General features: G+C 52.8%; 16 protein-coding genes and 3 tRNA genes. 5 read left to right on the top strand and 14 right to left on the bottom strand.

Going from position 1 to position 17,859, the window contains the following annotated elements; genetic code table 11:
- Positions 1 to 87 precede the first annotated feature (87 nt).
- A complete protein-coding gene (locus EIZ48_RS13240) occupies positions 88 to 693 on the bottom strand; it encodes a TetR/AcrR family transcriptional regulator (RefSeq protein ID WP_160652148.1) in 606 nt (201 codons plus the stop codon).
- Between the two features lie 225 nt (positions 694 to 918).
- Between EIZ48_RS13240 and hpt the strand changes: the two genes are divergently transcribed.
- Complete coding sequence (gene hpt / locus EIZ48_RS13235) at positions 919 to 1,452, top strand: hypoxanthine phosphoribosyltransferase (RefSeq protein ID WP_160652145.1); 534 nt, start codon at positions 919 to 921, stop codon at positions 1,450 to 1,452.
- 88 nt (positions 1,453 to 1,540) lie between these two features.
- On the opposite strand, the gene can is transcribed toward hpt, so the two are convergent.
- The gene (can, locus tag EIZ48_RS13230) at positions 1,541 to 2,194 is read right to left on the bottom strand and encodes a carbonate dehydratase (RefSeq protein ID WP_160652142.1); all 654 of its coding nucleotides are present in this window, start codon (positions 2,192 to 2,194) and stop codon (positions 1,541 to 1,543) included.
- Positions 2,195 to 2,364: 170 nt separating this feature from the next.
- On the opposite strand from can, the gene EIZ48_RS13225 reads away from it, so the two are divergent.
- Positions 2,365 to 3,288, top strand: coding sequence for an ABC transporter ATP-binding protein (locus tag EIZ48_RS13225; protein ID WP_160652139.1), 924 nt, complete (start codon positions 2,365 to 2,367; stop codon positions 3,286 to 3,288).
- The gene (locus tag EIZ48_RS13220; protein WP_160652135.1) at positions 3,285 to 4,055 is read left to right on the top strand and encodes an ABC transporter permease; all 771 of its coding nucleotides are present in this window, start codon (positions 3,285 to 3,287) and stop codon (positions 4,053 to 4,055) included. The genes EIZ48_RS13225 and EIZ48_RS13220 overlap by 4 nt, the downstream gene beginning before the upstream one ends.
- A gap of 130 nt (positions 4,056 to 4,185) precedes the next feature.
- Here the strand turns inward: EIZ48_RS13220 and panC are convergent, their stop codons facing one another.
- The 8 genes from panC to thpR all read right to left on the bottom strand — a co-directional run bounded on the left by panC (position 4,186) and on the right by thpR (position 10,668).
- Positions 4,186 to 5,058 carry a pantoate--beta-alanine ligase gene (panC, locus tag EIZ48_RS13215; protein WP_160652132.1) on the bottom strand — a complete coding sequence of 291 codons (873 nt, stop codon included), beginning with the start codon at positions 5,056 to 5,058 and terminating at the stop codon, positions 4,186 to 4,188.
- 9 nt (positions 5,059 to 5,067) lie between these two features.
- Positions 5,068 to 5,862, bottom strand: a complete 795-nt coding sequence (gene panB, locus EIZ48_RS13210; RefSeq protein WP_160652101.1) for a 3-methyl-2-oxobutanoate hydroxymethyltransferase — start codon at positions 5,860 to 5,862, stop codon at positions 5,068 to 5,070.
- A 25-nt stretch (positions 5,863 to 5,887) separates the two neighbouring features.
- Positions 5,888 to 6,373 (bottom strand): 2-amino-4-hydroxy-6-hydroxymethyldihydropteridine diphosphokinase, encoded by a 486-nt coding sequence (gene folK, locus EIZ48_RS13205; RefSeq protein WP_160652099.1) that lies wholly within the window; start codon positions 6,371 to 6,373, stop codon positions 5,888 to 5,890.
- The gene (gene pcnB, locus EIZ48_RS13200; RefSeq protein WP_240152967.1) at positions 6,370 to 7,740 is read right to left on the bottom strand and encodes a polynucleotide adenylyltransferase PcnB; all 1,371 of its coding nucleotides are present in this window, start codon (positions 7,738 to 7,740) and stop codon (positions 6,370 to 6,372) included. Before pcnB ends, folK begins: the two co-directional genes overlap by 4 nt.
- A gap of 103 nt (positions 7,741 to 7,843) precedes the next feature.
- Positions 7,844 to 8,728, bottom strand: coding sequence for a tRNA glutamyl-Q(34) synthetase GluQRS (gene gluQRS / locus EIZ48_RS13195; protein WP_160652094.1), 885 nt, complete (start codon positions 8,726 to 8,728; stop codon positions 7,844 to 7,846).
- Positions 8,729 to 8,800: 72 nt separating this feature from the next.
- Positions 8,801 to 9,250 (bottom strand): RNA polymerase-binding protein DksA, encoded by a 450-nt coding sequence (gene dksA, locus EIZ48_RS13190; RefSeq protein ID WP_075762320.1) that lies wholly within the window; start codon positions 9,248 to 9,250, stop codon positions 8,801 to 8,803.
- A 129-nt stretch (positions 9,251 to 9,379) separates the two neighbouring features.
- On the bottom strand, positions 9,380 to 10,090 hold the full coding sequence (gene sfsA / locus EIZ48_RS13185) for a DNA/RNA nuclease SfsA (RefSeq protein ID WP_160652091.1): 711 nt from the start codon (positions 10,088 to 10,090) through the stop codon (positions 9,380 to 9,382).
- Complete coding sequence (gene thpR, locus EIZ48_RS13180) at positions 10,087 to 10,668, bottom strand: RNA 2',3'-cyclic phosphodiesterase (protein WP_160652087.1); 582 nt, start codon at positions 10,666 to 10,668, stop codon at positions 10,087 to 10,089. The genes sfsA and thpR overlap by 4 nt, the downstream gene beginning before the upstream one ends.
- A gap of 141 nt (positions 10,669 to 10,809) precedes the next feature.
- On the opposite strand from thpR, the gene hrpB reads away from it, so the two are divergent.
- Positions 10,810 to 13,278 carry an ATP-dependent helicase HrpB gene (gene hrpB / locus EIZ48_RS13175; protein WP_160652084.1) on the top strand — a complete coding sequence of 823 codons (2,469 nt, stop codon included), beginning with the start codon at positions 10,810 to 10,812 and terminating at the stop codon, positions 13,276 to 13,278.
- A gap of 98 nt (positions 13,279 to 13,376) precedes the next feature.
- Positions 13,377 to 15,842, top strand: coding sequence for a penicillin-binding protein 1B (gene mrcB, locus EIZ48_RS13170; protein WP_439126580.1), 2,466 nt, complete (start codon positions 13,377 to 13,379; stop codon positions 15,840 to 15,842).
- Positions 15,843 to 15,890: 48 nt separating this feature from the next.
- On the opposite strand, the gene EIZ48_RS13165 is transcribed toward mrcB, so the two are convergent.
- The 4 genes from EIZ48_RS13165 to EIZ48_RS13150 all read right to left on the bottom strand — a co-directional run bounded on the left by EIZ48_RS13165 (position 15,891) and on the right by EIZ48_RS13150 (position 17,790).
- Positions 15,891 to 17,147 carry a cyclic di-GMP phosphodiesterase gene (locus tag EIZ48_RS13165; protein ID WP_075762316.1) on the bottom strand — a complete coding sequence of 419 codons (1,257 nt, stop codon included), beginning with the start codon at positions 17,145 to 17,147 and terminating at the stop codon, positions 15,891 to 15,893.
- 263 nt (positions 17,148 to 17,410) lie between these two features.
- Positions 17,411 to 17,486: transfer RNA gene (locus EIZ48_RS13160), tRNA-Thr, on the bottom strand.
- A gap of 73 nt (positions 17,487 to 17,559) precedes the next feature.
- Positions 17,560 to 17,635 (bottom strand) — tRNA-Asn (locus EIZ48_RS13155).
- 79 nt (positions 17,636 to 17,714) lie between these two features.
- A tRNA-Phe gene (locus EIZ48_RS13150) sits at positions 17,715 to 17,790 on the bottom strand.
- Between the last annotated feature and the right edge of the window lie 69 nt (positions 17,791 to 17,859).

Below are 17,859 nucleotides of genomic sequence, written 5' to 3'. Positions count from 1 at the left end.
CTGACCTGTTCGGTATAACAAGCAAGGCCAGCGGAATGCTGGCCTTGTTGATCAAAAATCAGGATTTGCCGGATCTCATGTTGCCATTTACTTCGCCAATAGCGCTGAAATGTAGGTGGCAGCCTGCTCGCGCATTTTGTCCTGATCCGGGTTGATGTTGGCTTGGAGGTAGAGGACATAGCAGATCCCGTGTAGTTGCCAGGCAAGCTCGTCTGGAGACTGCTGGGTATTCAGCTCTTGATGTTCAATTCCCTGGGCAAACATCTCTGCGAGGCGATCATGGCTTTGCTTGTTGTCGCCGATAAACTGCGGCCAGATCTCATCGCGAACAGAGGTACTCCACTCGAACCATACTTTGATCCAGTCTTGCTGTTCGATGACCGCATCGATAAGATGGTGGGTGATACAGCTCAGACGGGGGTAGAGCGGCTTGCTCTGGCTACCCAGACATTCGGTGATCAGCTGACTGAAGCGGTTTTCCACCTGAGTCAGGACTTGCTCAACCAGCGCTTCCCGGGTCGGGAAATAGTTAAATACGGTCGCTACGGATACATTGGCCATTTCAGCAATGTCGGCATGGCCTGCTCGGCCGATGCCTCGCCGGGCAAAAACCTCTAAGGCAAAATCAAGCAACTGTTGTTTTCGTTTTTCTGGAGAAAGACGTGTTCTGGTCTTTTTGACGATCGTATCCATTTCGTTTATTCCCTAGCCTTGATTATTTATTTAAGTTATATGTTTGTTTTACATAATAACTTTACAATAGCAGTCAGTTGCATTCAAACTGGTTTTGTTCAAGTTGTGTCATATAATTGACAGCTTCGATAAAATAACTATTGTTCGGCAGGAATGTTAGAATAGAGATCCGTTGTGATAGTTAGCCTGCAGGCGGCTTATGCAGTCGTCCTGATGGAGAAAAAGATGAAGCATACAGTTGAAGTAATGATTTCTGAGCAGGATGTTCAGGCCCGCGTCAAAGAGCTGGGACAGCAAATTACCGAGTGTTACAAGGATTCCGAGAACCTTGTGATGGTCGGCTTACTACGAGGCTCTTTCGTGTTTATGGCGGATTTGGCGCGTGCGATTGAGCTTCCTCATGAAGTCGACTTCATGACTGCATCAAGTTATGGCAATACTATGGAAAGTAATCGTGACGTCCGTATCCTGAAGGATCTGGACGATGATATCCAGGGCAAAGACGTGTTGCTGGTCGAAGATATCATCGATACCGGTAACACTCTGAATAAAGTCTGCGAGATTTTATCGCTACGTGAACCAAACTCCATCCGCATCTGTACGCTGCTGGACAAGCCCGAGCGCCGTGAAGTGAAGGTGGATGTCGAGTGGGTCGGCTTTGAGATCCCAGATGAGTTTGTTGTCGGTGTGGGGATTGACTATGCCCAGAAATACCGTCACCTGCCTTTCATTGGTAAAGTGGTTCCGGAGGAAGATTAAGCTGAAGAACCGGCTTTGTTACCCCAATAGCAAAAGCGACCGTAAGGTCGCTTTTTTTGTTGCAATGTATAGCGCTATACAGCTGCGTTTAGGCTTTGACTGGCAGAATGGTTTCCATTGCAGCTTGGTAGGCTTCTTCCAGGCCTTCGCGGCTGGTGGCTGCAACGCCCAGATCGCGAAGCACACCGTCGCCGATACCGTAAACCCAGCCATGGATTTTTATTTTCTGGCCCCGCTCCCATGCCTGCTGCATGATAGTGGAGTTGCCGAGGTTATAAACCTGGGTTGCGACATTGATTTCACAAAGCTTGTCGCTCCACTCTTCGCGAGGCAGGACACCAAGCTCCGGACGGTACTTCAGGTAAAGGTCGCGGATATGCAGCAGCCAGTTGTTGATGAGCCCCAACTGCGGGTTATCAATCGCGGCTGTAACGCCGCCACAGCCGTAGTGGCCACAGACGATGATGTGCCTTACCTTGAGAACATCAACAGCGTACTGGACGACGGAGAGGCAATTTAAGTCGGTATGGATAACCTGGTTGGCAACGTTTCGGTGTACGAACAACTCTCCCGAGTCAAGGCCGGTAAGACGTTCGGCGGGTACACGGCTGTCAGCACAGCCAATCCATAGGTATTCAGGTTTCTGAGCTTTTGCTAGGTGGGAAAAGAACTCGGGCTTTTCTTCCTTAATATTCTCTGACCAAGAGAGATTATTTGCGAATAGCTGTTTAATATCTGCCATGATGATGCCTTTGTTTGATACATTCGTTATACCAATTCACATAAGTGTCAGTCCTGTTTACGCAGAGGCTGAAAGTTATGTAAACCGGCCCCACTATACACAAGCTGGTAAATTAGCAAATCGGATTAGTTATCCGTTGATGAAAATTTCTAACATAAAGATTGCATTTTATGAACGCATTGGAAATAAAAAATGTAAGTAAAAATTACAAGGGTGGCGTTAAAGCTTTGAAAAATATGAGCCTTTCTGTTGGTGAAGGAGACTTCTTTGCTTTGCTCGGCCCGAATGGAGCCGGCAAGTCTACCACCATTGGAATCATTAGTTCGTTAGTTAACAAGACCTCTGGCTCGGTGAATGTCTTTGGCTATGATTTGGACACCCAGCTGGTAGAAGCCAAAAACCAGCTTGGACTGGTCCCGCAGGAATTTAATTTTAACCAGTTTGAAACTGTTGAGCAGATCGTGGTGAACCAGGCCGGTTACTACGGGGTCGAGAAGGGCGTGGCCAGGGAGCGGGCGAAGAAATACCTGACCCAGTTGGATCTATGGGAGAAGCGCAATGAGGTGTCCCGTAACCTGTCGGGTGGGATGAAACGTCGCCTGATGATTGCCAGGGCGTTGATGCATGAGCCCAGGTTGCTGATCCTCGATGAGCCAACGGCCGGGGTCGATATTGAGCTGAGGCGCTCGATGTGGGACTTTCTGCGTGAGATCAACCGTCAGGGGGTCACGATAATCCTGACGACCCACTACCTCGAGGAGGCCGAAATGCTTTGTCGCAATATCGGTATCATCAATCGGGGAGTGCTGATTGAGAATACCAGCATGAAAGCGCTGCTGGGCAAGCTGGAGGTGGAGACCTTTATTCTTGATATCAAGCTGAACGGGAAGCGGCCGGTGCTTGACGATGTGATGTGGAAGATGCCGGATAACCATACCCTGGAAATCGACATTCCCAAGGGGACAGGGCTTAATACTGTGTTTAATCAGCTGACCAGCCAGGGCGTCGAGGTGCTCTCGATGCGAAACAAAGCCAACCGCCTAGAGGAGCTGTTTGTCAATTTGGTCGCCGCCGAAAAAAGGGAGCAGGCATGAGACATCAATTTTGGATTGCCTTCAAAAGCTTGATCAACAAAGAAGTTAACCGCTTTGCCCGGATCTGGGTACAGACCCTGGTGCCGCCGGCAATTACTATGACCCTGTATTTCATTATCTTTGGCAGCCTGATCGGCAGCCGGATTGGCGAGATGGGCGGTTTTACCTATATGGAATACATCGTACCGGGCTTGATCATGATGTCGGTGATCACCAACTCGTATTCCAATGTGGCGTCGTCGTTTTTCAGTGCCAAGCTGCAGCACAATATCGAAGAGTTGCTCGTGGCACCGGTGCCGAGCTATATCATCATTGCCGGTTATGTTGGTGGTGGTGTGCTGCGCGGACTGGCTGTCGGCTTTATCGTTTCGGTCGTCTCGCTGCTGTTTGTGGATTTGAATATTGCCCACTTTGGCGTGATTGTGGCGACGGTCGTGATGACCTCGATTGTGTTTGCGCTGGGCGGGCTGATCAATGCCGTGTATGCCAAGACGTTCGATGATATCAGTATTATTCCGACCTTCGTACTGACGCCGCTGACTTACTTTGGCGGGGTGTTCTATTCATTGAGCCTGCTGCCTGAGTTCTGGCAGGGGGTCTCCAAGCTCAACCCGATCGTGTATATGGTGAATGCGTTCCGGTATGGTTTCCTCGGGGTGTCGGATGTCGGTATCGGAACATCCTTTGCTGTACTCGGGGTGTTTATTGCCGCGCTGTACGGGTTTGTCTATTACCTGATCTCGCGCGGGATTGGCTTGCGTTCATAGTCATAACGGCGTGCTTTACGCTAAATCGTCAGCAAAGCCCAGTTTGTCGCAGGGCTTTGTTGTGTGTTTGCTCTAACAAAAAGGCCCGGCATCATTGATGCCGGGCCTTGTACATATCTTGCTTTGGGGATTATTCAGAAGCTTGCTGCGGTGCAGCCAGGTCAACCACCTGGTTGTCGATCAGGCGTGCCTTGCCGAGGATGGCCGACATCAGGATCACAGCCTGCTGGGTCTCTTCGCCGATCAGCTGGAGGCTGACAGCATCGCGGATATAGATTTCGTCCGGCTGCAGGCCGGCAGCACGCAGCTGGTCGCTGGCATCGACAACGATTTCGGCATAGTCGGTACGCCCGCCACGCATCTGGCTGCTGATCCAGCGCATCGTACGTGCCAGTACAGGTGCGCGCTGGCGTTCGTCTACGGTGAGGTAACCGTTGCGCGAGCTCATGGCCAGGCCGTCCATTTCACGGACTGTCGGAACACCGATGATTTCGATATCCATGGCCATGTCGATAACCATCTGGCGGAGAAGCGCCAGCTGCTGGTAGTCTTTCTCGCCAAAGCATGCGACGTCCGGCTGGACAATGTTAAACAGCTTGGTAACCACGGTAGAAACGCCGCGGAAGTGGTTAGGGCGCAATGCTCCCTCAAGCATTGTCGATAGCTCAGGTACATCGACAAATGTCTGGCGATCCAGGCCTTTCGGGTACATGACATCCGGCGTTGGCGTAAATACCATATCGACGGCTTCGCCATTTAGTTTGGCGAGATCATCTTCCAGCGTGCGCGGATAGTTGGCCAGATCATCGGCTTTGTCGAACTGCATCGGATTGACAAAGATGCTGACAACAACCACATCAGCGTGCTCACGGGCTTTGCGAACCAGCGTAAGGTGACCTTCATGAAGATTGCCCATGGTTGGAACAAAAGCGATACGGCGGCCTTCTCGGCGCCATACTCGTACTTGTTCGCGAATCGGGGCGATCTCAGCGAATGTTTGCATTTTTATTCCTTACTCAAAGGTATGTTCTGGGCCCGGGAAAACACCGGCCTCGACATCTTCTAGGTATTTGGTGACTGCCGCGCGCATCTCGCCGGTTTCAGCCAGGTAGTTCTTTGAGAAACGTGGCATGTAGTTAGCTGAGATCCCGAACATATCGTGCATGACCAGGATCTGGCCGTCGGTGACATTACCGGCACCGATACCAATAACAGGTACCTCGACGGCTTTGGTTATGCGCTCAGCCAGGCTGGCTGGTACGCACTCGAGTAAAATGATCTGGGCACCAGCGTTTTTCAACAGGATAGCATCTTTCACCATCTGCTCTGCGTGGTCAGAGTCACGTCCCTGAACTTTATAGCCACCAAAAATATTGACTGACTGAGGGGTTAGCCCCAGGTGAGCACAAACCGGCACGGCACGCTCGGTTAGCTTGGAGACCGTTTCGGCCAGCCAGGCGCCGCCTTCCAGCTTGACCATATTGGCACCGGCTCGCATCAGCTCGGCAGCGCTTTCACAGGCCTGCTCAGGGGTGCCATAGCTCATAAATGGCATATCGGCCATCAGCAGCGCATTCGGGCTGCCAGCGCGAACACAGCGCGTGTGGTAGGCAATATCCTGGACACTGACCGGCAGGGTATCGGGTTTGCCCTGGAGGACCATACCCAGCGAGTCGCCAACCAGCATGACCGGGACTTCCTGTTGCTCAAACAGCTGAGCAAAGCTTGCGTCATAGGCTGTGACAGACGCAAATTTACGACCTTCCTGCTTCCATTTCATCAGGTCGTTGATAGTAATTTTCTTCATAATTTTATCTCCCTAAAACAATGCCTTAAGCATGCCAGATGGCGAGGCCATTGCGATCTACCTGACGAAGCAGCGTCTGGAGGGCTGTCTGATCAGGCAGGATTAAATCAGGGGCAATTTCTGCCAGCGGGTAAAGTACAAACTCACGTACCTTCATCCCGTAGTGCGGAACGGTCAGCCGTTCACAGTTATGTACCAGATCGCCGTACAGGATAATGTCGAGATCCAGTGTTCTCGGTCCCCAGCGCTCGGCCTTGCGAGTCCGGCCATGCTCAAGCTCGATTGCCTGAGTGCGATCGAGCAGGTCAAGCGGGGACAGGGTGGTATCAATCGCCACCACCGCATTGATGTAGTCGGGCTGATCCTGAGGTCCCATCGGGGTACTGCTGTAGAGCGATGATTCTGCAACCACCTGGGTTTCAGGAATCTCTTTCAGGGCGGCAATGGCTTTTTTCGCCTGGGCGACGGGATCGCCCAGGTTACTGCCGATCGCGATATAGGCTCGGATCATGACGATGACTTCACTTGCGGCTTTTTACGACGCTGAGGACGGCGGCGTCGAGGACGGCGCTGGCCACCCTCGTCGTTGATTTTCTGTACCATCTTACTGCGTTTGTTACGGTCGGCGGACTGGAATTCGTTCCACCAGTTGGCCAGCTCGGCAATGTCGGCGCTCTCGAAGTTGCCGCGCATTTCAAGAAAATCGTATGCAGCCCTGAATTTAGGGTGTTCCAGCATCTTGAAGGCACGCTTGCCGCTGCGGCGGCTAAAGCGCATCTGTTGTTGCCAGATATCGCGAACAGTGGTGGTAAAGCGGCGCGGGATCGCAATCGACTTCACTTGCTCGTCGAGGACATCGTTCGAGGCAACCATAAAGGCATCATAGTACGACAGGCCGCTGGTAATCGAAATTTCCTCGGCCCGGGTCACCATCGGGTACCACAGCATCGCTGCATACATGAAGGCCGGATTGACACGCTTCTCATCGACGATACGTTTATCGGTCGCAGCGAGAATGTGCTCAATCATTAATTCGGTCTGACTGCCGTGATCCTCGGTAAAGTGCTCAGAGAGTAGCGGGAACAGTTGCTGGAACAGGTTATACTCGCGGAGCAGCTTGTAGGTTGCCAGTCCGTTGCCCGACTGGAGTAGCTTCAGGCTTTCTTCAAACAGGCGGGCAGGCGGAATGTCCTGCAGCAAGGTGGCAAGCCCGTGGATAGGGTCGGCTGTCTTGCTTTCGATCGTCATGTCGAGCTTGGCTGCAAAACGGACTGCACGCAGCATGCGTACCGGATCTTCGCGGTAGCGGGTTTCCGGATCGCCAATCAGGCGAATAATGCGGTTCTCCAGATCGTGGACACCGTTGGCATAGTCGCTGACGGTAAAGTCCTTGATGCTGTAGTAAAGGGCATTGATCGTGAAGTCGCGGCGTTCGGCGTCTTCATCGATAGTGCCGTAGACATTGTCGCGCAGCAGCATGCCTTCCTGGTTTTGCGAGGCAATTGGTTGTTTGTCCCTTGGATTCGGCTTGGCATCGGCATGGTGGCCACGGAAAGTTGCCACTTCGATAACATCGCGGCCAAACAGAATATGTGCCAGGCGGAAGCGACGGCCGATTAGTCGACAGTTGCGAAAGAGCTTCTTGATCTCTTCCGGTGTGGCGTTGGTTGCGATATCAAAATCTTTCGGCTGTTTGTTTAGTAACAGATCGCGGACGCCGCCACCGACAAGGTAGGCGTCAAAACCGGCCTTATTGAGACGATAAAGTACCTTCAGCGCATTTTCGCTGATATCTTTACGTGAAATACCGTGCTCTTGGCGTTGAAAAATTTGCAAGGTTAGGTCCTCGGTAACGAGAGTACTACTGTCGCGATTCAATACCTTACGGCAAAAGCTGGCTACTCGATTAAAGATAATACACCTCATAAACGTGGATCGGGTTCAACAAACAGCCGCATATCATATATCACGGCGGGCCATTTTAGAATCCTAGTGTGATAGCTGTGGTTTGCGGCAGCCTGTCAACCTGCCAGTGCATACAGCCCCAGCGGAGGATATCTTCCAGACTGGAGGCAGCCAAATCAGCAGGCGGCTGCATGCCGAGAAACATCATTGCCCTAATTAAAGCAGGCTTCGGGTTGGCCTTGTCGATTGCCGGGGCATGGTTCTGCTTCGATAGTTTGTTGCCGTTGTCGGTGACAGCCAGCGGTAGGTGCAGATAGCTGACTTCCGGCTGTCCTAACTGGCGATACAGGCCGATTTGTCTGCCTGTCGGCTCAATGAGATCCGCGCCGCGAACGACCTCGGTGACGCCTTGTTCGATGTCATCCAGGACGACGGCGAGGTTGTAGGCATACAGTCCGTCACGGCGATGGATAATGAAATCCTCCCGGGCCAGGGACTGCGGGATCTCAATGTGGCCGTGCAGCACATCATTAAAAAAGGTAACAGGTGTATTAACTTTAAGTCGAACGGCGCTGTTATTGGCGCTGCAGTTCAGTTCGCGGCAGGTTCCGGGATAAAATCCACCGGCAAGTTTGATTTGTTTACGGGTACATTGGCAATAGTAGGCTTCTCGGCTGTGGAGCCAGGCATCAATCTGGGCCTGGTAGGCGTCATGGCGCTGGCTCTGATACATGATGCTGCCGTCCCAGGTTAGCCCGTAGGCTTCCAGCGTATATAGGATATCGTCCGCGGCACCGGGCATTTCCCGGGGCGGATCGAGATCTTCCATACGTACCAGCCAGGTGCCCTGCCGGGATCTGGCCTGCAGGTAGCTGCCGAGGGCAGCGACAAGAGAGCCAAAGTGCAAGGGGCCTGACGGAGAGGGCGCAAAGCGGCCGATATAGTAGCTTTTTGTACTCATAAACAAATCATAAAAAATGAAAGAGGGAGCTGCTGCTCCCCCTTAAAACAGTTGATGTATAATACCGAAGTATTAGCCTGCCATCTGCTTTTCTTTGATTTCTGCAAGCGTTTTACAGTCGATACATAGTTCGGCTGTCGGGCGGGCTTCAAGGCGGCGGATGCCGATCTCGATACCGCAAGAGTCACAGAAGCCAAAGTCATCGTCTTCGATGCGCTGAAGCGTTTTTTCGATCTTCTTGATCAGTTTACGTTCGCGGTCACGGTTACGAAGCTCCAGGCTGAATTCTTCTTCCTGTGCAGCACGATCAACAGGATCAGGGAAATTTGCCGCTTCATCCTGCATGTGGTTAACGGTGCGATCAACTTCTTCACGAAGCTGGTTACGCCAAGCATCAAGAATTTTACGGAAGTGCTCTAGCTGAGCTTCACCCATGTATTCTTCGCCGGCTTTTTCCTGATATGGCTCTACCCCAGCAATAGCCAGGATGCCTAGCGATTTTTTAACGTTGCTCTCTGGCATATAGCATCTCCTAATATACCTAATAACCGTCACTGGTTAATTTTGGGCGGTATCTATAGCAGAAAGGGGTATGTGTGGCAATTGCTGCATATATTCAATTTTATACCAATGTGAAGAAAGCATCATTTTTCACAATTGTTGATGAAATTTTATACAGTTGTTTAAATAGAGTTCATCCTGGTTCAATACCGCTTTGTAACAGATGATCTCAACGCCTGCCCGTTCTGCCTGTTGAATTAAAGTATGATAGTCCGGGTCTATATGGTGTGCCGCGGATACATTTTCAATCCCTGAATGTAAAATAGCGAAAAAAAGTACGGCTCTGTCTCCGTTCTTAGCTACCTCCATCAGCTCCCGCAGGTGTTTCTGGCCCCGCGAGGTGACTGCGTCGGGGAAAAAGCCTTGTCCATCCTCCAGCAGGGTAACGCTCTTTACTTCAATATAGCACGGTGGTTTGTCACCGGCAGTCAGCAATATATCTATCCTGCTGTTTTCACAACCATACTTTACTTCAGTACGGAGTGATGAATAGCCTTGTAATTCTGTGATGACATTCTTGTTTATTGCTTCTTCGACCAGGCGGTTGGCCCGAGCCGTATTGACGCAAATCCAGTCTCCGTCAAGGGTGTGAGTAAGCTCCCAGCTGTTGGGGTATTTACGCTTCGGGTTATCTGATGTGGAGTACCACACCGTACTTCCTGGCTCGGCACAGCCGGTCATCGCACCGGTATTGGCACAGTGAATGGTGCGTACTTCGCCGTCTGGGAATTCAATGTCAGCGAGGAAGCGTTTATAGCGTCTGATTAATTTAGCAGCCTGTAGCGGTGGGTCAAATTTCATTCAAGATCCTGGTTGTCCGGTTGGGTTGGGGCCAGTGGCCACTGGCGAAGACACCTATAACGGACGCCGGAGCCTCGGGCTGTATTGACCTGTTCTGAAATATACAATCCAAAGTGCTGAAAATGAAAGCTGAAATCCACATTTTCCGGCATCGGATCAGGTCGCTGCCGGACCTGCTTTTTGAGGGTAATGTGGGGGGTATAGCTACGCTTTTCCTGTTCAAGCCCGGCTTGTAAGACTGCTTCTTTCAAATTAGAAGCCAATTGTGCCAGCGGGGCGGGGATAGTGTCTCCCCCTAACCAGATTAGCCGGCTTCGCTTGCGGTATTTCAGCGCGGAGGCGTGGAAGGTAAACGGTGGAACAACGACAGCGTTAGTCAAATCAATGAGGTGCGTTTTCTGTTGTTCGTCGACAGGCCCGAGAAAGGCCAGGGTCAGGTGAAGGTTGCTGTCCGGCACCCGACGTCCCTCGCCGGGCAGGATCCGCATCAATTGGCAAAGCTGCAGGAAAGCGCGCTGATTGGCCGGGGTATCCAGTGCCAAGGCAAAGAAAAGACGCTCTTGCTTATTCGCATTCATCGATAGTCGCCCCATAAAAACCGATTTTCACCTTAGTGAGCCCGCAGGATAAGGAGATGGCGGATAATTGTTCAGTTTGCCAAATGACTTTCTTGTACAATAGCTTTCAGCATAGTTTGAATATGACACAAGGTTTTCACATTGTCACAGCTGCCTATCGATACCGTTTTATCTCCGTTGCTTGATCAGCTCACGTCTTGCTCTCAGCTTATTTTGAAGGCACCGCCCGGGGCGGGTAAGTCGACCCGGCTACCCTTGGCGATTTTGCGGCAGGGCGGAATTGAGGGGCGAATCGTCATGCTGGAGCCGCGTCGCCTGGCGGCGCGCAATATTGCCGGCTATCTGGCTTCGCAGCTGGGGGAAAGTGTGGGACAGACCGTCGGCATGAGGGTGCGGGGCGAGACCCGTGTCAGCGCGGCTACCCGGCTGGAAATTGTGACTGAAGGTGTGATGACCCGAATGCTGCAGCAGGATCCCGAGCTCGAGGGGATCGGGCTGCTGATTTTTGATGAGTTTCACGAGCGAAGTATCCATGCTGATACGTCACTGGCACTGGCACTGGAGGTGCAGGAGGCCTTACGTGACGATCTCAAGTTGCTGGTGATGTCAGCGACGTTGGATGCCGAGGCGCTTACCACCTTGCTACCCGATGCTGCATATATAGAATCCGAAGGCCGCTGTTTTCCGGTGGAGCACAGATACAAAACGGTCGCCGATAGCCAGCAGGTTGTCGATAGTGCCGCGCGGGAAGTGGTTCAGCTGCTCAATGGCGAGCAAGGCTCTATTTTGGTCTTTCTGCCGGGTGCCGGCGAGATCAAGCGCCTGGCGACATTGCTTGAAGAGAAGGTTGGAAGTGAGGTAGAGCTCTGTCCGCTCTACGGACAGCTGACGACTGCCCAGCAACAGCAAGCGATCACCCCGGCCCCGAAAGGTAAGCGCAAGGTGGTGATGGCAACCAATATCGCCGAGACCAGTTTGACCATCGAGGGGATCCGCATCGTTGTTGACTGCGGGCTGGAGCGGATCGCGCAATGGGATCCCAAGACCGGGATCAGCCGGCTGGAGCTGGTCCGCATTGCCCGCTCGTCTGCCGAGCAGCGTGCCGGTCGTGCCGGACGTCTTGAACCGGGGATCTGCCTGCGTTTATACAGTGAAGAGTTGCTGATCAGGCAACCTGCCACACCGCAGCCCGAAATCCTGCGGGCCGATTTGACCGCGTTGGCGATGGAACTGGCCCTGTGGGGCTGTATGGAGGCTGGAGAGCTGCGTTGGCTGGATATTCCCCCCGCTCAGGCTCTGCACCAGTCTCGACGTTTGTTACAAAGCCTGGGGGCGCTGGATGCCGATAACAAGCTCACCGCCAGGGGCAAGCACATTCAGCAGTTGGGTGCCGATCCCCGTCATGCCGCGGTATTGATGATGGCCAAGAGTCAGAGTATGTCGACGATGACGACTGCCGCGATGCTGGTGGCGCTGCTGGAAGAGCCTCCGCGTGGTATGAATAACCCGGATCTGCATTTTCAGCTCAACTTGCTGGAAGGCGGAAAGCTCCCGCGAAGCAGGCAGTATATGCAGCGTGCCAGGCATCACCTGAGTAAATTAACGACCACGGCAGCGGCAAGTTTACAGGTGGATGCCGAATGGATTGCTCCTCTGATGGCGGCGGGGTTCCCAGACCGTATCGCTCTGTCGCGAGGAAGGGACGGACGCTATCAGCTAGCCAACGGTCAGGGGGCGATGTTGTTGCCTGACGAGCCGATGGCGAGCGAAGCCATGCTGGTGGTGGCCGATGTCGTCAAGACGCGCCAGGGCGACAGCCGTATCTTCTCGGCGATTGCGGCAGATGCCGATCGGCTGCAACAGTTACTGCCGCAGCTGTTCGATGAACGTGAATGGCTGGACTGGGATGACAAGAAAGGGCGTCTGAGTGCCGAGAAGCACTTGTGCTGCGGCCAGCTGATCCTGAAGCGCAGCGCGATGGCCGAGCCGGATCCGGCCAAGGCCAGCGAAGCCCTGCTCAATGCGATTGTGCGCAAGGGGCTTGGTATACTGCCGTGGAATAAACGCGCGGAGAGTTTGCTCAACCGTGCTCGTTGTGCGGCCGAATGGCTGCCTGAGCTGGGGCTGCCTGCCATGGACGAGGAGAGCTTGTTGGCCGAAGCCGAGCAGTGGCTGCTGCCGTTCATGAATGGTATAAAAACGCTTAAAGCGATTGATAGAATTGATCTGGTGGCGGCATTGGAAGCCCGTCTTGGCTGGGAGCAGGCGAAGGCATTGGACTCGATACTGCCCACGCATTACCAGGTGCCGACAGGATCGCGTTATCCGATCCGTTATCAGTTGGGTCATAAACCGGTACTGGCGGTACGAATGCAGGAAATGTTCGGAGAAAAATCCTCACCACTGATTGCCAGCGGAAAGGTTGCTGTTGTACTGGAGCTGCTTTCCCCGGCGCAGCGACCGTTGCAGATCACCCAGGATTTGGCCGCTTTCTGGCAAGGCTCCTATCGGGAGGTCCAGAAAGAGATGAAAGGGCGCTATCCCAAACATGTGTGGCCGGATGATCCGGCAAACCATGCGCCAACCAAAAAAACCAAGAAGTATATGTAATTGTATTGTCAGCTGTCGCGAACAGCGTGATGGCTGACAGAAGCCTTTTGATCCCGGTGTTCAGGCTATAGCCATACAGGGATTGAATTTCGGGAATGATGAACAGCATGAAGATTAAGTTGCCAGTTCGCCTTGCAGCGCCAGCCCCAAAGAAACCGGGAGGCAAAAAGCCTGTCGCGAAGAAGCCTGCAGAGAAGAAAACCGGTACCCGGCGCAAGACAGCGGCCAAAGCCCCCGCTAAAAAAAGCACGGCCAAACCTCGCCGTAGCAAGAAAAAAACGACCAAGAAGTATTCCCGGTTACCGCGTTGGCTGAAATGGCTGATAGGGTTCGGGGTCAAAGTCGCTATTGTTGTAGTGGCTGTACTGCTGGTGGTCGGGATCTATCTGGACAATGTGGTACGGGATAAGTTTGATGGCCAGCTGTGGAACCTGCCGGCCGTTGTCTACGGGCGGGTGCTGACGTTGCAGCCAGAGCAGGCAATGACCCTGCAGGAAGTTCGCAGGGAGCTTGATCTGTTGCAGTACCACAAAGTCAAAACGCCGCAGCGGATCGGTGAGTATTCGTCATCGTCTACCCGTATTGAGCTTATCCGCCGGCCTTTTGAGTTCGAGGATGGCCACGAGGGCAAGCGGCATGTGATGCTGACTTTTGCCGATGGAACGCTGAGCAGGATCCACGAAGTTGGCAGCAAGCGTCAGCTGGGCTATCTGCGTATCGAGCCGAAAATGCTGGGGATGCTGGGTGCCAATGAAGGCGAGCAGCGAATTTTCCTGCCGCGTGAGCGCTTCCCAGAGGTGCTGGTCGATGCGTTGCTGGTGACCGAAGACCGTGATTTTTATCATCACGACGGTGTTTCCCCGCTGGCGATTGTACGTGCGCTATTGGTGAACCTGAAAGCCGGCAGGACAGTACAGGGGGGAAGTACCCTGACACAGCAGCTGGCAAAAAATATTTTCCTTTCCCGCGAGCGTACCTTGCTGCGGAAACTGAGTGAGGCCTATATCGCCCTGATCATCGACTATCGTTACAGCAAAGATCGGGTCCTCGAAGCCTACCTCAATGAAATCTACCTTGGTCAGAACGGCGGCAAAGAGGTACACGGTTTTGCCCTGGGGGCACGACTGTACTTTGGCCGACCGCTGCAGGAACTGCGTATCGATCAGCAGGCATTGCTGGTCGGGCTGGCAAAGGGCCCGTCTTATTACAACCCGTGGCGTAACCCTGAGCGTGCCCGCCAGCGCCGGGATCTGATCCTGCGGCTGATGATGGACAACGGTATTTTGGACGGTGACCAATACGAGCAGGCAGCATCCCGTCCGCTGGATGTGCAGAGCCGTCCGATGATTGCCAGTCGCCAGCCCGCGTATTTCCAGCAGTTGCAGCGAGAGCTGAAGCAGAAAGTGGGTGATAACTTTACCCCGGGTGTGGGCCTGAGAGTGTTCAGTACCCTGGATCCGCTGTCGCAGCAAGAAGCCGAAAAAGCGGTGATGGCGATGGTGCCGAAGCTAAACAAGAAGGCTGGCGTAAAAGTCGAGACGGCCATCGTTGCCGTTGACCGCCGTAGCGGAGAGGTTCGTGCGATGGTCGGGGGCAGTAGGCCGGGCTATGCCGGATTCAACAGGGCGCTGGACGGAAGCCGTCAGATAGGCTCACTGGTGAAGCCTGCCGTGTATCTGGCTGCCCTTCGCAAGCCGGGACAATACTCTCTGGCGACGACGATTGACGATAAGCCCATTATGCTGAAAGGAAGCCGGGGAACCGCCTGGAAGCCGAGGAACTATGATCGCAAGTTCCGTGGCGAGGTACCGCTGTATTATGCGCTGGCGAAATCGCTGAATGTACCGACCGTGAACCTGGGGCTGCAAGTCGGCCTCGACCCGGTGATCGATACCATGGTGCAGCTCGGTGTCGACCGTAATGAGATCCCTAAATTGCCGTCGATTTTGCTCGGTGCTTTTACCCTGACGCCGTTTGAGGTCACCCAGATGTACCAGACGGTAACAAGCGGTGGACGCAAGGCAGAGCTAACTGCACTGCGAGCTGTCATTGACCAGCAGGGCAGTATGCTTTACCAGAACTATCCCAAATCAGCCCAGGCGGTACCGGAACAGGCGGCGTGGCTGACTACCTACGGGATGAAGAATGTGGTCAGCCAGGGGACTGCGCGCTTTCTGCAGCCGACCTTCGGCTGGGCGGCACTGGCTGGGAAAACCGGTACAACCGATAAAACCCGGGATAGCTGGTATGTCGGGGCCGATGGTCGCGAGGTGGTAACTGTCTGGGTCGGGAGGGATGATAACAAGCCCGTCAACCTGACCGGCTCGGCCGGGGCCCTGCGTCTGTATAGCGACTACCTTCAGCGTCGTCAGCCGGAGCCTTTGCGCCTGACCTGGCCCAAGAAGCTGACCACGATGAAATATAACCGCTTGTCCAATGGTACCCTGAGCCAGGACTGTAGCGGTCAGCAGTCCCTGCCAGTGTGGGACCGGGATGGTTCGCTGAAGGCACAATGTAAGGGCAATCAGCCTGCGGCTTGGATTAAAGATATGTTTAGCCTGTAACGGCTCAGTGGCAGCAGCCTAATGCACAGTTGCTCGTCAGAGCAACTGTTAGTCGTTGGGATCGAAGTAGTAAGAGATCCTGATACGCGGATTGAGATAGGTATAGACTTTCTCCGGCAGTTTGCTCGGAGGGATGGCCTGCTCAATGCGCAGATCGCTTTCTTCGAGATCGAGGATAGGCGCTTCGTTGGAAGGCACCGAAGGGTCATAGAGCAAGACATTCGGAAACAGCAGGCTTTCCGAGTTGACCGAGATCACCAGCCCCAGCTGCTGATTGGAGAGCTGTACGACGCTACCTGGAGGGTAGACACCCATCAGGCGGATCAGCAGCGCCATAAAATCGCTGTTGTATTGCTCTTTCTTGTTTTTGAACAGGTAGGAGAGGGCGCTGTACGGAATACGCGCCTTGCTCGGATCCTGCGGATGACACAGGTTGTCATAGGCATTGACAACCGAGACAAGCTGGGCCTTCAAATCAATTTTCTTGGCTGTGAGCTGCTGCGGATAGCCGCTGCCGTCCAAAAGCTCGTGATGCTGGCTCAAAATGGGCTTGGCGGCCGGAGGGAAATCCTCTGCAATGTTTGCCAGCTCAAGGCTGTATTTGGTATGCAGCTTAAGGTAATTCTCTTCAGGGGCCGTCAGGGGCGTTGTCTTACGGGTGATAGCCGTCGGCACCTTCAGTTTGCCCATGTCGTGAAACAAAGCCCCCAGGGCTATGGTTTTGATGTCACTGGCCGGCATACCGCTGGACTTGGCCAGCATCATTGACATGATGGCCACATTCAGGGAGTGAAAATAGATATCCTCAGACTCTTTGGCATCGTTCATCAGATGGAGGGCAACGTTGTCGCTTTCCATTAACGCATCAACCATTTCTTCGACCAGACTTTCCGCTTCTCTAATTGCGGTGACAGGGCGGCTTTTAATCTTGCCGACAATCGAGCGTAGCTGAGACATCGAGCGATCAAAGTTCTTCTCGCAGCGTTGCAGCTTTCTTTTGTAGTTTTTTAGTTTTGTGATGCGACACTGCTTTTCCTGCCACAGCTTTTCAGCCTGCTTATCCAGAAACTGGCTTTCATCGTCGCTCATTTCTTCGACAGGTGTCTCCGGGTCCAGTGGTTTGTTGTCACTTTTCTCCGGGATCAGGTAGACAAACTTCACCCCGAGATTCTTAATCAGGCGAATTTGCTGGTGATCTTTGATTTTGAAATGGTTCAGTAGAAAAGGATGATCAGTCCATTGCAATGGTAGCTTAATATATAAACCTTCGGTTAAGCGCTCTACTGAGAGTTTTATACTTGCCATTATATTTAGCGCAACCTGTTACTTTTTATGATTCTTTACACCTGTGGGGCCGTTCCTTTCAAGCCAGTTAGTGGATATCAGCTGACGGCTGGAAAAATGATTGATAAGAATATTAATGTCAGACAATCAATGAGACTGATAGCACACTGTTTAATTATTAATATTGTAAACTATAACTGCCGAGTGACCCAATATGATACGGAATGTTTATGGCGGGGATTCAGACGAAAAAAAACCTCATCAAAAGATGAGGTTTCAAAGAGTGGTGCCGACTACCGGAGTCGAACTGGTGACCTACTGATTACAAGTCAGTTGCTCTACCTACTGAGCTAAGTCGGCACAAGTGCAGTTATCTCTATAAAGATGAACTACTTATTTTTATTCTTTTCAAGCCGAAGCTTAAATCGAAGTTTGGCTCCCCCTGCGGGACTCGAACCTGCGACATACGGATTAACAGTCCGCCGTTCTACCAACTGAACTAAGGGGGAATTATCTCTAGGAGTCGAGTGGAGAGTATCGAGTTTTAACAACTCGATTCTCGAACCTTGAATCTCGGCTCTATTAATATGGTGCCTCGAGGCGGAATCGAACCACCGACACGAGGATTTTCAATCCTCTGCTCTACCGACTGAGCTATCGAGGCAAAAGCAAAAGCGGTTAGGCTTTAACTTTTGCAATGCTGCTTTACGCAACAGTTGCTAATAAATGGTGC

Origin of the sequence: Photobacterium alginatilyticum (genome assembly GCF_009910675.1) — a bacterium.
GTDB lineage: Bacteria > Pseudomonadota > Gammaproteobacteria > Enterobacterales > Vibrionaceae > Photobacterium > Photobacterium alginatilyticum.
The sequence above is the reverse complement of the archived record's forward strand: the minus strand, read 5'-3'. Positions and strand labels throughout refer to the sequence as shown.

Excerpts from the sequence above, each read along its gene's own strand:
- mrcB (WP_439126580.1), top strand. The coding sequence starts at position 13,377 with ATGAACAGCATGAAGATTAAGTTGCCAGTTCGCCTTGCAGCGCCAGCC.
- dksA (WP_075762320.1), bottom strand. The coding sequence starts at position 9,250 with ATGCCAGAGAGCAACGTTAAAAAATCGCTAGGCATCCTGGCTATTGCT.
- can (WP_160652142.1), bottom strand. The coding sequence starts at position 2,194 with ATGGCAGATATTAAACAGCTATTCGCAAATAATCTCTCTTGGTCAGAG.
- hpt (WP_160652145.1), top strand. The coding sequence starts at position 919 with ATGAAGCATACAGTTGAAGTAATGATTTCTGAGCAGGATGTTCAGGCC.
- thpR (WP_160652087.1), bottom strand. The coding sequence starts at position 10,668 with ATGAATGCGAATAAGCAAGAGCGTCTTTTCTTTGCCTTGGCACTGGAT.
- EIZ48_RS13220 (WP_160652135.1), top strand. The coding sequence starts at position 3,285 with ATGAGACATCAATTTTGGATTGCCTTCAAAAGCTTGATCAACAAAGAA.
- panC (WP_160652132.1), bottom strand. The coding sequence starts at position 5,058 with ATGCAAACATTCGCTGAGATCGCCCCGATTCGCGAACAAGTACGAGTA.
- gluQRS (WP_160652094.1), bottom strand. The coding sequence starts at position 8,728 with ATGAGTACAAAAAGCTACTATATCGGCCGCTTTGCGCCCTCTCCGTCA.
- EIZ48_RS13225 (WP_160652139.1), top strand. The coding sequence starts at position 2,365 with ATGAACGCATTGGAAATAAAAAATGTAAGTAAAAATTACAAGGGTGGC.
- sfsA (WP_160652091.1), bottom strand. The coding sequence starts at position 10,090 with ATGAAATTTGACCCACCGCTACAGGCTGCTAAATTAATCAGACGCTAT.
- EIZ48_RS13165 (WP_075762316.1), bottom strand. The coding sequence starts at position 17,147 with ATGGCAAGTATAAAACTCTCAGTAGAGCGCTTAACCGAAGGTTTATAT.
- panB (WP_160652101.1), bottom strand. The coding sequence starts at position 5,862 with ATGAAGAAAATTACTATCAACGACCTGATGAAATGGAAGCAGGAAGGT.
- EIZ48_RS13240 (WP_160652148.1), bottom strand. The coding sequence starts at position 693 with ATGGATACGATCGTCAAAAAGACCAGAACACGTCTTTCTCCAGAAAAA.
- folK (WP_160652099.1), bottom strand. The coding sequence starts at position 6,373 with ATGATCCGAGCCTATATCGCGATCGGCAGTAACCTGGGCGATCCCGTC.